Below are 13,252 nucleotides of genomic sequence, written 5' to 3'. Positions count from 1 at the left end.
TAAATATTAGGGCGTTTGTGTTATTTTTTAGTAAATCATATAAATCATGGCTAAGTATGAAAATGCATATAGAGATCGACTTTACAAAGGGGTTAGGGGTTATGGTAAGATAGCAAAGGATGTCTTGTAAATTGACACATCTAAGGGGATATTTCAGTAGAGGAGCAATCAAATGAAATTGAAGAAAAAAGACATTTTTTTCGAAACGATGGAGAATATGGCAGATACAATTGTACAAGCTGCTGATTATTTTGCACTAAACGTGTCGAAATTTGCCGATGTTGATTTGTTTGCAAGTGACATGAAGAAGTACGAAACACAGTGTGATGAGTATACTCATACGATTATTAAGGAGCTCAATAAGACGTTTATTACGCCGATTGATCGGGATGATATCTTAGCACTGACCTCAAGCTTGGACGATGTTATGGATGGAATGGAAGCTACGGTATCTAGATTCTACATGTATAATCTGCTTGAACCAGACGAGTATATTATTCAGTTCGCAGAAATTCTTCGTCAATCCGCTTATGAGATTCAAAAGGCCATTCATTTGTTGTCTCAAAAGAAGCTTCTTGCTATTCGAGAATATACGATTCGTTTGAATGATCTAGAGAACCAAGGCGATGATTTACTGCGTATTTGTATAAAACATCTATTTGCAACGGTTAGTGACCCGATCGAATTGATCAAGAAAAAGGAAATTTACGAACGTCTAGAACAAACTACGGACACATGTGAAGATGTGGCCAATATGCTGGAATCGATTATTATGAGCAATTCATAAGGGGTTTACAAAACATGGAAACGTCATTTTTCGTTTTAAGTATCGTCATCTTTCTAGCACTAGCATTCGATTTCATCAATGGATTTCATGATACAGCTAATGCCATAGCAACTTCAGTCTCCACTCGTGCGTTGAAGCCGAGAGTAGCAATCATAATGGCCGCATGTATGAATTTCCTTGGTGCTATTTTGTTTACTGGTGTAGCCAAAACCATCGGGGGTAGTATTGCTGACCCCAACACTCTAGATAACGGGATTGAGGTTGTCATTGCGACTCTACTCGCTGCGATTATCTGGAACTTATTGACATGGTGGTTCGGTATTCCGTCCTCCTCATCACATGCATTGATAGGTGCATTAGCAGGAGCGGTACTGGTAGGAGCTGGGGCTAGTAATGTGAAGTGGGAAGGATTTATTAGTATTGTTCTGGTACTTATCTTTTCTCCAATCATTGCATTCGCCATTGGTTATATTATTATGACGCTCTTGAAATGGATATTTGCGAAGAAGAGTCCTCATACCGTAAATAAAGGTTTCCGTTCGGTACAAGTGATCACGGCAGCCGCTCAATCCTTCACCCATGGTACGAATGATGCACAGAAAGCGATGGGGATTATCACATTTGCTCTAGTCACATCAGGAAGGCTTGACACATTTGAAGTACCACTATGGGTTAAATTATCAGCAGCTACAGCAATGGCGCTTGGTACATCCATTGGTGGATGGAAAATTATTAAAACGATGGGAACTAAAATCTTTAAAATCGAACCCATTAATGGATTTGCAGCAGATATGACTGGAGCTTCGGTTATATTGACTGCTACGGTTCTTCACATGCCAGTAAGTACAACACATGCCATTACATCAGCTTTATTAGGTGTTGGTAGTGCTAAACGTGTATCTGAAGTGAAGTGGTCGCTTGCAGGGCGGATAGTCATCACATGGTTCATCACAATTCCTATTTCGGGAGTGTTAGCAGGAATTATTTACAAGATTTTATTCTAAACTATACAGCCTTTAGATCAACTATAGAGACATACTGGGGTAGAAGTGGCCAATCAATGAAGGTTGGCTTTTTTTGTATCATAAGGTTAGCGTTTTTAGAGAGGAAGTCTTTAAATTATGATTAGGACACTTGCGATTACCCATTCACATGAGGTGAAAGTCGGAATTCCATTGGAAGAGATTCGGATGGAAGACTACGCTTGGATTTGGACGGATTTCAACGCACCAACCCTAGAAGAATCAGCACTACTAGATACCTATTTTCAGTTCCATCCATTGGCTGTCGAGGATTGTATGCTCGTATTACAACGTCCCAAGCTGGATTTCTACGATGATATACAGTTTCTAGTTCTCCATGCACTCAACCCAGATACGTTACAAGCAGAAGAAGTGGATCTATTCCTGAATCAACAAATGATCGTATCCTTCCATCACCGGGAGTTGCCAGAGGTTGACGAGGCATGGGCACAAGTTATTCAGAATGCTCACAATCGTAAAGTATGGGCTAGAGGGCCAATTGCGTGTGCGTATACATTAATTGATATGATGGTTGATCGATACTTTCCTACGTTATACAGTATTGAAGATGAATTAGCAGAGATTGAGAATCAAGGCAAGGATGAATCGGTGGAAGAATTAATGAATCAAGTATTTGCTCTAAGAGGACGCTTGTTGAAGTTAAGAAGGACGATTGTTCCGATGCGAGATCTTATGTACCGAATTATTAATTCTCAACATGTGCAGAGCAGTAGTGAGCATAAGGTATATTTTGCCGATATTTATGACCACTTACTGAAATTAGCAGACATGATTGAGGCTGATCGAGAAATGACCTCAGATTTACGTGATAGTTATATCTCGCTTAACTCTAATCGCATGAATGCGATCATGAAGACACTGACAGTTATTACAGTCATCTTTATGCCTTTGACTTTAATTGCAGGTATTTATGGTATGAATTTCGTTCATATGCCTGAACTCGATTGGAGATATGGCTACGCTATCGTGATGGCAGTAATGTTCTTACTAGGTGGGGGCATGGTGATGTGGTTCATTCGCCGCGGTTGGTTTAAATAATAAGAGTGCTCACATTAGCTGTGGCACTCTTAACAACGGCGAACGAAGAATGTGTTCATGAGATTAGATTTAGGATTTCTTCTTGGTCTTCTTAGCAGATGTCTGCTTCGTTGTTTTTTTACTTGGAGTCGTCTTACGCTTCGTAGTTGAGGAGGATTTCTTGCGTTTACGTTTACGGGGCCGATAATAAATAGCCTCATCGTCTTCGGGAGTGCTTTTGGTCTTACCTTTACCGAAGGAGCCCATCATTAGCTTGATCATTGGAGCCATTTGTTGCACACTCGTCATGACCTTCTGGAATTTCCCCATTGAACTTACGATCCCATCAATACCTCCCATTCTGTCGATTACACCTTTGAGTTCACCAATATTTGCTAAAGAGAATCCTGTCTTAGCAGCTGCTGTCGCGGCGGGAACGATGGCTGTTGATGCAGCTGTAGAGTCAATTAGATCAGCCGCAGCTAATCCGTTCAATCCACCGCCTTGAAATGGAGATAAGCTAGATGATTCAAGTTGAGGGACATCACCTAAGGAATCAATACCAGGGTATGGATTAGTATATGAAGACGAAGAGAAAGGACCGAGTGAACGCTGGTTGCTCGGAGAACTACGATGGTAATGCTCAGCCATGATTATCACTTTCCTTTTCAGATTGGTTTACAATACTGTATGTGATAGGCGAACATTAAGTATGGACGAATGCCCCCATTACCCGAGATAGGAGCGGAAATGGGCATATGCCTAGCTCGATGAATATGCTAGAATAATAATGATATAGTGGTGCAGAAGAGAGCTATTCCTTATCAAATAAGTATCCATATTTATGATTGATGGCTCACTTCTCTACTGCGGGAAATCGTTAATGCTTGAAAAGACTGCTTCGACTACAGTACAATGAGGTTACATAGTAATAGTAGAGGATGATTAGCGGTGCAACTAAAGAAGTTAAATGATAAGAGTGTTGATCAGTTGTTTGAAGCGATATTGACGCTTAAGAATGTTGAGGAGTGCTATGTTTTTTTCGACGATCTGTGTACAGTGAATGAAATTCAATCACTCTCTCAGCGTTTGGAAGTAGCACGTATGTTAGGAAAAGGATCTACGTATAATCAAATAGAAGCTGAGACAGGTGCGAGTACAGCTACTATCTCCCGTGTTAAGCGTTGTTTGAATTATGGTAATGATGGATATAAAATGTCATTGGAACGTTTAGGGCGATAATATGTTTAAACCAGGTATATTAATCATCAGTCATGGTTCGAGAGAGCCTTCGTGGGTAAATCTGGTGGATGAAGCTGTGAATCAGTTGCCGCCGCAGGAATCAATTCCTGTGGCGGTTTCCTTCTTGGAGATTGTGGAGGGCAGATTGATTCAAGATGGAATTAATCTGCTCGAAGAACAAGGTGTAACAGATATTATCGTCATTCCCCTCTTTATCTCCTCGGGTAGTACTCATGTTGACGAAATTGCTTACGCACTAGGTGTGAAAGAGACAGCAGATTGCGATACGGATCTGGAACCTTATCACGTTCGTGCTAATATACATTATGGAGTTCCTATGGATGATGATACGGTTGTCGCACAAATGGTGTGGGATAAGGTACGCCATCTTTCTATAGATAGTGACCGAGATATGATTCTTTTAGTAGGTCATGGAAGCATTTATCAAGGGTTCAAAGAGCGTTGGGAGAAAGGAATATCTTCTCTTGCGGTCAAAGTAAAGGCGATTAGCGGAGTGGCTTCCGTGGATTATGCACTACTGAATCCCAATTCTGTGCAAGAACGTACGGAATACTGGCAGAGAGAATATGGCTATAATGTTATTGTGGCTCCTCTTTTTTTGAGCGAGGGGTATTTCACTCGACATGTTATTCCGGAAAGACTTAAGGAACTATCGTATCGTTATTCAGGTCAGGCACTGTTACCACATCCTCTGTTATCTCAATGGATAGGACAACAGGTACATGCCATGTTAGAACAGTTAAAATTATGATAACAGGTGGCGTATCTCGAATGAAGAGAGCAAGATTAATATATAACCCTACCTCAGGTCGTGAGGAAATGAAAAAAAGGCTTGCCGATATATTGCAACGTCTTGACCAAGGTGGAATTGAGACTTCTGTCCATGCTACTACGGGAGAGGGAGATGCTACCCGTGAAGCCTCGGATGCTGTTGAACGGGGATATGATATGATCATTGCCGCGGGTGGTGATGGTACGTTGTATGAAGTGGTTAATGGGATGGCTGGTAAGGAGAGTCTTCCACCACTAGGTTTATTTCCGCTCGGAACTACTAACGATTTCGCTCGTGGCCTTGGTATTTCTAAGAATTGGGAAGACTACTGTGATCTGATTGTAAGACAAGAGACACGACCTATTGATGTAGGGAAAGCGAACGATCGATACTTTATTAATATTGCAGGTGGTGGAACACTAACGGAATTAACATATGATGTTCCCAGTAAGCTTAAGACATTAATTGGACAACTTGCTTATTATCTAAAAGGGATCGAGAAGATGGTCAGTCTATCTCCACAAGAACTCTTCATTAAGGCCAATGGGCAAGAGGATCTTCACGACGAATTTATGTTGTTTCTTATTGCCAATACCAATTCTGTAGGTGGGTTCGAGAAGCTAGCGCCAGGTGCACGTATTGATGATGGACTATTTGATGTTATTGCACTGAAGAATTGTAATTTGGCTGAATTTGTTCGTGTCGTGAGTATGGCGCTACGTGGAGAACATCTGAACGATAAGAAAGTGATCCATTTCCAAACGGATTATATGGAAGTTACTTCACCTGGTGAAGTGCTGTTGAACCTTGACGGTGAGCTTGGGGGTTCATTGCCAGGAACATTCTCGATGTTGAAACAGCATATTCGAATATTTGCGGGATCATAAGAAATCTTATCCTAGGGATGAGTTAACACATATATGTTGAGAAGATTAAGGAAAGAAGTGAATATAGCATCATGAAAAAACACCGTAGCGGTCGGCAATCCGATCGCCGTAGCAATCCCACTCCATTGATCGGATTGCCGGTATCTAAGAATGATGAAGTCATTATCGACATCATCGGCATGAACCATGACGGAGAAGGGGTAGGCCGTACAGAAGGCTATACCCTTTTTGTGCAGGGCGCGCTCCCTGGGGAGTCAGTTCGTGTGAAGGTACTCAAGACCAAGAAACAATATGGTTATGCGAAACTTATGGATATCGTTCAGCAGAGCCCAGATCGCATTGCGGCACCTTGTCCGATCTATGACAAATGTGGCGGATGCCAACTTCAGCATATGGACTATACAGCTCAATTAGGATGGAAACGACAATTAGTCGTAGACAATTTAGTACGGATTGGAAAGTTAGAGGTAAGTGCAGACCGTGATAACGATGGACAAGGGATTACAGTTCTTCCTACACTAGGTATGAGTGAACCATGGCGTTACCGTAATAAAGCTCAAGTACCTATCGGTGTAATGGATGGTGGGCTTGTGGGTGGTTTCTATGCCAAAGGAAGCCATCGAATTATCGACATGGAGGCTTGTCTCATTCAACATGAGAATAATGATGAGATTGTGGCACATGTCAAAGCGATCGGTCGTAAGCTAGGTATCACGGCATACGATGAAGAAACAGGACAAGGCTTACTTCGACATGTCGTTGTCAAAGTTGCTTTTCGTACCGGCGAAATGATGGTTGTCTTAGTTACGAATGGAGCGAAGATTCCAAACGTAGATACATGGATTGCTGAAATCACGAAGGCAATGCCATCTGTGACGAGTATTTGCCATAATGTGAATACCCAACAGACCAATGTTATCTTCGGAGACAAGACAAGAGTCCTGTGGGGAAAAGAAGTCATTTACGATTATATCGGTGATGTGAAATTTGCAATCTCAGCTCGTTCGTTCTATCAAGTCAATCCAGTACAGACCGAAGTATTGTACGGGAAGACGTTAGATTATGCAGGATTAACTGGAGCCGAAACCGTGATAGATGCTTATTGTGGTATTGGTACAATCTCACTATTCTTAGCTCAGCATGCGAAGCAAGTCTATGGCGTGGAGATTGTCCCTGAAGCCATTGAAGATGCCCGGGCCAATGCTGAACTGAACGGCATGAACAATGTTGAATTCGAAGTTGGCGCATCCGAAGATGTGATCCCGCGATGGAAAGAGCAAGGCATCACCCCAGACGTGATCGTTGTTGATCCACCGCGTAAAGGATGCGATTCACGCTTGCTAGAGACAATCCTTTCCATGCAGCCGGAGCGGGTAGTGTATGTGAGCTGTAACCCCTCAACGTTAGCGCGTGATCTACGCGTACTAGAAGATGGCGGGTATAAGACGGTGGAAGTGCAACCGGTGGATATGTTCCCGCATACGACACATATCGAAACGGTTTGTTCCTTGATCTATCAGGGTTTTGAGTGAGTGAATAGAGGAGTTGGGGACGAAATGGGGACGTGAGCTATTCACGTCCCTATTTTAATCGTGATTGAGGCTTGCCGGATACATCTCCATCCGATGGCTATTTTCTCTTGACCGGTATGAAAGGATACTAGTATGTCATTAGTCTTGCTTGGGAAGAAAGTGAATGCTCATAGATATCATTGATAAAAAATACATTCATTCACTCGGCTTGCCGGCGTGAAGCTAGCTGTAAGTAAAATCCCGTCCGCGATATGCGAACAGGATTTTTTTTTTGGTTTTGATGGGATGATCGGGCTGAAACGCAGATCTTACGGTGTTCTTCGATCATGTTGACCATAATGGGATGATGAAATGCCAATGCAACTGATCCAGCAACTGCAATTTCATGGATTTACCTACCTTAAGGATTGTTTCGAAATTTAGCGACTTCGGGTTTAATATCTGCTAAAAGTTTTTCTAAAATATGATTAAATTGTTGTTTTTCCTCAATCGTTAAATTACTTAAAAATACTGGCTGAAAATCTCCATTTTGATTTATAACCACTTTGCCGGCTTTAGTTAAAGTAATCATCATAACGCGTTGATCTTCTTCAGATTTATACCGCTCGATGAATCCCTTTTTTTCAAGCTTTTTAATAATTTCAGAAGCAGATTGTGGTCGCATATCTAATTGACTGACTAAATCTTTTTGAGAAATATTAGGAGTTTGATGAAGGATGCTCAATATTTTCCCTTGCCCTCGATTTACAACACTAAACGCTTTGCCTTTAAGCATACTCTCTTTTAGGAACAGCGTAAGTAAATCACTAAAATTCATGAAATTATTTGTTATATCAATATTCAATTGCTTTTCATCCATGATAATTTCCCCTCAACTTTTCTTAGTACACCTCTATTTTATCAGGTTACCGAAGTAATTCAAATAAGGGTGTTGACAATTTAGTAAGGGTACCTTATATTATTAGTAAGGGTACCTTATTAAATTGCAAAGGAGAAAACAAGATGACAGAGCTAGCTGTTTCAACAAAAGAGCTCGTTAAAGAGTTTCCTAACAAACGAGCAGTCGATGGTATTTCTTTGGATATAAAAAAGGGAGAGATCTTCGGCATTCTAGGTCCGAATGGTGCAGGAAAGACAACTTTCTTACGAATGCTTGCAACGATTACAAAAGTTTCGGGAGGCAAAGCCTTGATTTTTGGTAAAGATGTCACAAAGGAAGCTCGAACTATTCGGAGCCTAATTGGCTTAACGGGTCAATATGCAACAGTTGATGAGGAATTGACTGCTATGGAAAACTTGAAAATTTTTGGCCAATTGAATGGTTTATCTACGAGCCAATCCAAAGCGCGGGCTCTTGAACTTCTCAATCAGTTTTCATTAACTGAAGCAAAGGATCGACCAATTCGTGAATTTTCAGGTGGGATGCGTAGACGGTTGGATTTATCGGTGAGTTTAATTGTGAAGCCACCCATCATTTTTCTTGATGAACCTACAACAGGCTTAGATCCACGTACGCGAGGAGAAATGTGGGAAGTAATCCGCAGCTTAGCAAGTGATGGAGCAACGATCTTGCTGACAACTCAGTATTTGGAAGAAGCAGATCAATTAGCAGATCGACTAGCCATTATAAATCATGGAAGAATCATTTCTCAGGGAACTCCAAATGAATTAAAGTCGATGTTAAGTGAGACTCATTTTGAAATTACTCTGGAACATATGAAGGATGTTGAAAGAACCAAGGAACTAATCAAGACAGAAATCGCGCAAGAAGCAATATTTTCACCCGAAGGAACCAAATTAATCGTTAAGTTGGCAGACACAAAAGTCATGACGAAATTACTTTTATGTTTGACCCAGCAAGATATTGAAATCAAAGATTTTTCGGTGAGAAAGCCAACGCTTGATGAAGTGTTTTTGGAATTAACGAAATAATAAGGGGAGATCAATATGGAATCAATGATAAGTAAGCAAAACAACTTAAAAAGTACCATGGTTGATATTTTAGTAATGGCAAAAAGAAATATACTGAAAATTAAACATAATCCCGATAAATTGATTGATGTAACTGTGATACCCATTTTCTTCATGATCGTCTTTTCTTATTTGTTTGGAGGTGCAATTGCTGGCGGAGTAGAAGGATACTTACCCATCATCGTACCAGGGATTTTGATTCAAACACTGGTCATGTCGTCATCAGCAACAGGTACACAATTACGAGAAGATTTGGATACAGGTGTTTTTGATCGTTTCAAGTCACTACCCATTGTACGGATTGCCCCATTAGCTGGTTTAGTGGTTTCTGATATTTTGCGATATATCATGGCAGCTTTTTTCTCGATTGGTACGGGTTTTATTCTTGGGTGGCGTCCCGAAGCAGGGTTTGGTTGGCTAATCGTTGCTTCACTATTGGTTATTTTTGGTGCATGCGCAATCAGTTGGGTGTTTGCATTAATTGGTTTGCTATCCAAATCTGCATCAACGATCTCTAGTATTTCGACAATGGTCACAATGATGATGTCGTTTTTATCCAATGCCTTCGTGCCTATTGATACGCTACCTACCTTTTTGCAAAGAGTAGCTGAACATAATCCTGTTACTTATTTGGTCACGGCGTTTAAAGATTTAGCCAACCATGGAGAATTCACTTCAAATGTATTAATGACTATCATCATCGGTGTGCTAATGGTTCTGATTATCGCTCCAATTACAGTTAAAATATATAATGAAAAAATTTAGAAATCTAATTGGTAGCGTCAAAGAGGGATTCTAGCACATAAACATTGAAAACGAATATGGACGGTTTATTGGTGAGGAATTTGAATAAACTAATGATAACATTGAGGATCGGATGAATGGATATGGGGGTGGGGGTCAAACCCAGTGCCATCAAGCCTTTCCTCTATTTTGATATCAAGACATTATTCAGATTGTAATAAAGTTGTGATAGAAAAAGTTGAGTCAAATATTGAGGGGACCACGGTTTTGTAGCAGAGGGTTATTATACTGAACAAAGGTTTTTTTGAGTGCATAGAGGAGTTGGGGAAGAAATAGGGACGTAAGCTATTCACGTCCCTATTTTAATCGTGATTGAGGCTTGCCGGATACATCTCCATCCGATGAAGATCAATGACCATGTTGCCATTCTTAAGGATGTCTAGACCGATGAGGCCATTAATGTAATTAATATCATCATGAAAAACACCAAAATCAATAGGGATGCCTTCCATGATAAAATCGCTTATTTGGATCTGATCAAGCTGTTTTTGAAAAGTGTATTCGTCTCCACCGATCCCAAAACTCCGAACAAGTTTATCGCCATTTTCGAATTTAATGCCTAGTTCAGATACAATATCAGAGGATAAAAGGGAGTATGCAGCGCCAGTATCAACCACTAAATATAACTTCGTAATCCGATTTGTGATCTGGCAGATGGGGAAATGTGGTTTTCTATCCGAGGCGGTATCACCTGATCATCAAACCTGCAAAAGTACAGTTTCCTGCGAAAATACATGAATACCAAACCTTTATGGCTTGAGAAGGAATTTTATCAATCAAAAACTGTACAATCGGGGATAACCCCCGCCAATCCAGTACCTCGTATTCCGGATGCAGATTATCAAAATTACCTCGTAGCGACCACCATACATTGCGGCAAAATAGCTTCTCTGCTTCCCGGTGTCCCCGTCGCAGACGGCCGCTTCTTTCTCCTGATCTTTTCTGCAAATGGTTTTGAAAAAATGCCTCATGCGCTGCCTCGAAATCCATTGTGCCAACCTCCCGGATCATACTGAAAAACGCCCCAGTTCCATTCACACTGCGAATGGTCTGGGACGTTCTTCGTCACTCATCTTTTATTATATTGAAATAGGATTCAGTTAGCCAGTCTGAATTTATTCAAATACCTGCTCATCCTTTTGATGTCGTGTGATTGTTATTGCTAGCTTCACATGAGGATGGGGATGTATGGATGGACAAAGAGTCCTACAAAATCCGCGACAGCTTGCGGTAATTACTCGCGGAGATTCCCTCATGGCGGCGGAACATTCTGCTGAAATAATGAATATCTGGGTAGCCGACGTGAATGCCGATTTGTTCAATAGTCAGATCCGTTTCCCGAAGCAGCCTTCTTGCTTCCCGATGGCGAATCGATTGTACATATTCGCTGGGGGGTAAGCCAATGATTTGCTTAAATAGCTTGGCCGTGTAATCGATACTTAGTGCTAGCGAATCTGCAATTGACTGATTCGTCCAGGAAATACTTGGATTTTCCTGAATGTGTACAGCTATTTTGGCGATTTTTTGATTATAAGGTGATGTTGCGGCCAAAGTCTGGGACGGCGATGTTCGCATGAGCTGCACCAGTATGTTCATCATCAAGGACTTGCAGATCAGTTCGAAGCCTGGCTCCCGCATGGTAAACTCCTGGACAAGCTGCTCCATCAGTTGAACACATATCAATGAAGGTGTATAAACCGTTTGTGAGGAGAGTGGAGGAAAAGCTTCAGAACATGCCTCTTGAGCAAATGTATTCATATGAATGCTGTCTTCATTGACGACCAGGTCTGCCTCTGTCATGATCGTTAGCTCGTTAAAGAAATCAAAATGGATACCGAGAAAGAGAGCATCCGGTTCAGAGATGATTTTATTCTGATGATAAACCCCGGCGGGAAGGTACATGAGTTGACCAGCGTGATAAACATATTCCCGCCCGTGCATGATCGTTACTGCTTGACCCTGCACGACATAGAGAAGCTCAAAATCATAGAGCCTCCGTCGCGGGAATATGAATGTCGCCGCACGCTGAAATTGAGCGTAATGAATACTCGGCGACCATTCTCGAAAGGTGGTATGACGCTGCAGCGGATAAGAGTTTTCAGATTCAGCCATAATTAACTCCTTTACAGGTATTCAAAAATGATAACGGAATTGTCCAAAAAATTACTTTTATGACTAAAGAAAATATCACCTAAATCGTTTATTCTAAAGTTATTATTACATGATCACTCCTTAGATTCAAATGAGCTGAATTTGATGAAGAGGGCTTAGCCGAGTTTACGGTTACTATTTAAAATGAGGAGGTATATTCATGAAAAAAGGAATTAATATCTGGTCATTTAACGGAGAATCATCAATTGCAGAATGTATCAAGCTTGCGAAAAAAGCGGGATTTGACGGTATTGAATTGTCGCTTAACGCCAGTGGTGAACTGGGGTTGAACAGCGGAGACAAGGAAGTTCAAGAGATTAAGGCACGTCTGGAAGAAGCAGAGCTTGAGATCGCAGGGCTGGCTACCGGCTTATATTGGGATTATCCAATGACTAGTGGAAGCAAAGAAACGCAGACAAAAGCCATTGATATATGCAAAAAGCAATTGGAGCTGGCTGGAGCATTGGGTGTAGATGCCATTCTGGTCATACCGGGTGCTGTTGGTGTTGACTTTATTCCCGGTGCTGAAGTGACAGATTATGAAAGAGCTTACGAAAGGGCGCAGGAATCTATTGGCGGATTGGTTTCTCATGCGAAAAGTGCAGGAGTATCCATCGCCATCGAGAACGTTTGGAATAAATTTCTGTTATCACCGCTGGAAATGCGTTCATTCATTGACGAGATTGGTTCTTCCTATGTAGGTTCTTATTTTGATGTTGGTAATACGCTGCATAACGGATATCCGGAGCAGTGGATCCGTATCCTCGGAAGTCGGATCAAGAAGGTACACTTCAAGGATTACCGTCGCCAGGCGGGTGGCCTGCACGGCTTCGTCGATCTGCTGGCTGGTGATGTGGATTATCCTGCCGTCATGAAAGCTCTTGAAGCCATCGGGTATGACAACTATGTAACGGCCGAAATGATTCCAAACTACACGTATTATACGGATCAGATCATCTATAATACTTCCGGCGCGATGGATGCCATATTGGGTCGCAAATCATTCTAACTACAAGGGGAGAGAT

15 protein-coding genes are annotated in these 13,252 nt (G+C 41.4%); 10 read left to right on the top strand and 5 right to left on the bottom strand.

From position 1 onward, the window contains the following. Positions 1-172 precede the first annotated feature (172 nt). From AC1D69_RS15735 to corA, 3 genes are all read left to right on the top strand, one after another. Positions 173-787, top strand: a complete 615-nt coding sequence (locus AC1D69_RS15735; RefSeq protein WP_495457087.1) for a DUF47 domain-containing protein — start codon at positions 173-175, stop codon at positions 785-787. 14 nt (positions 788-801) lie between these two features. Further along, positions 802-1,791, top strand: coding sequence for an inorganic phosphate transporter (locus AC1D69_RS15730; protein WP_495457086.1), 990 nt, complete (start codon positions 802-804; stop codon positions 1,789-1,791). Positions 1,792-1,908: 117 nt separating this feature from the next. Further along, positions 1,909-2,868 (top strand): magnesium/cobalt transporter CorA, encoded by a 960-nt coding sequence (corA, locus tag AC1D69_RS15725; RefSeq protein WP_495457085.1) that lies wholly within the window; start codon positions 1,909-1,911, stop codon positions 2,866-2,868. Between the two features lie 69 nt (positions 2,869-2,937). Here the strand turns inward: corA and AC1D69_RS15720 are convergent, their stop codons facing one another. Further along, positions 2,938-3,498 (bottom strand): tyrosine protein kinase, encoded by a 561-nt coding sequence (locus AC1D69_RS15720; RefSeq protein ID WP_495457084.1) that lies wholly within the window; start codon positions 3,496-3,498, stop codon positions 2,938-2,940. 300 nt (positions 3,499-3,798) lie between these two features. Between AC1D69_RS15720 and AC1D69_RS15715 the strand changes: the two genes are divergently transcribed. The 4 genes from AC1D69_RS15715 (at position 3,799) to rlmD (ending at position 7,301) form a co-directional block, all read left to right on the top strand. Then, positions 3,799-4,089 (top strand): YerC/YecD family TrpR-related protein, encoded by a 291-nt coding sequence (locus AC1D69_RS15715; protein ID WP_068661038.1) that lies wholly within the window; start codon positions 3,799-3,801, stop codon positions 4,087-4,089. A 1-nt stretch (position 4,090) separates the two neighbouring features. Then, positions 4,091-4,861 carry a sirohydrochlorin chelatase gene (locus AC1D69_RS15710; protein ID WP_495457083.1) on the top strand — a complete coding sequence of 257 codons (771 nt, stop codon included), beginning with the start codon at positions 4,091-4,093 and terminating at the stop codon, positions 4,859-4,861. A 20-nt stretch (positions 4,862-4,881) separates the two neighbouring features. After that, a complete protein-coding gene (locus AC1D69_RS15705) occupies positions 4,882-5,769 on the top strand; it encodes a diacylglycerol kinase (protein WP_495457082.1) in 888 nt (295 codons plus the stop codon). Positions 5,770-5,840: 71 nt separating this feature from the next. Further along, a complete protein-coding gene (rlmD, locus tag AC1D69_RS15700; protein ID WP_495457081.1) occupies positions 5,841-7,301 on the top strand; it encodes a 23S rRNA (uracil(1939)-C(5))-methyltransferase RlmD in 1,461 nt (486 codons plus the stop codon). 400 nt (positions 7,302-7,701) lie between these two features. Here the strand turns inward: rlmD and AC1D69_RS15695 are convergent, their stop codons facing one another. Then, positions 7,702-8,160 carry a MarR family winged helix-turn-helix transcriptional regulator gene (locus tag AC1D69_RS15695; RefSeq protein WP_495457080.1) on the bottom strand — a complete coding sequence of 153 codons (459 nt, stop codon included), beginning with the start codon at positions 8,158-8,160 and terminating at the stop codon, positions 7,702-7,704. Positions 8,161-8,303: 143 nt separating this feature from the next. Between AC1D69_RS15695 and AC1D69_RS15690 the strand changes: the two genes are divergently transcribed. Together AC1D69_RS15690 and AC1D69_RS15685 are read left to right on the top strand one after the other, a co-directional pair. Further along, positions 8,304-9,233 (top strand): ATP-binding cassette domain-containing protein, encoded by a 930-nt coding sequence (locus AC1D69_RS15690; RefSeq protein WP_495457079.1) that lies wholly within the window; start codon positions 8,304-8,306, stop codon positions 9,231-9,233. A gap of 15 nt (positions 9,234-9,248) precedes the next feature. Beyond that, positions 9,249-10,037, top strand: a complete 789-nt coding sequence (locus tag AC1D69_RS15685) for an ABC transporter permease (protein WP_495457078.1) — start codon at positions 9,249-9,251, stop codon at positions 10,035-10,037. A 341-nt stretch (positions 10,038-10,378) separates the two neighbouring features. Here the strand turns inward: AC1D69_RS15685 and AC1D69_RS15680 are convergent, their stop codons facing one another. From AC1D69_RS15680 to AC1D69_RS15670, 3 genes are all read right to left on the bottom strand, one after another. Beyond that, positions 10,379-10,693, bottom strand: a complete 315-nt coding sequence (locus AC1D69_RS15680) for a retropepsin-like aspartic protease (protein WP_495457077.1) — start codon at positions 10,691-10,693, stop codon at positions 10,379-10,381. Between the two features lie 70 nt (positions 10,694-10,763). Further along, complete coding sequence (locus tag AC1D69_RS15675) at positions 10,764-11,066, bottom strand: hypothetical protein (RefSeq protein WP_495457076.1); 303 nt, start codon at positions 11,064-11,066, stop codon at positions 10,764-10,766. Positions 11,067-11,282: 216 nt separating this feature from the next. After that, on the bottom strand, positions 11,283-12,188 hold the full coding sequence (locus AC1D69_RS15670; RefSeq protein WP_495457075.1) for a helix-turn-helix transcriptional regulator: 906 nt from the start codon (positions 12,186-12,188) through the stop codon (positions 11,283-11,285). Positions 12,189-12,387: 199 nt separating this feature from the next. On the opposite strand from AC1D69_RS15670, the gene AC1D69_RS15665 reads away from it, so the two are divergent. After that, complete coding sequence (locus tag AC1D69_RS15665; protein ID WP_495457074.1) at positions 12,388-13,236, top strand: sugar phosphate isomerase/epimerase family protein; 849 nt, start codon at positions 12,388-12,390, stop codon at positions 13,234-13,236. Positions 13,237-13,252 lie beyond the last annotated feature (16 nt).

This window comes from Paenibacillus sp. Y301 (genome assembly GCF_059445505.1).
Note: the sequence above shows the minus strand (reverse complement) of the source record. Positions and strands in the feature narration are given on the sequence as shown.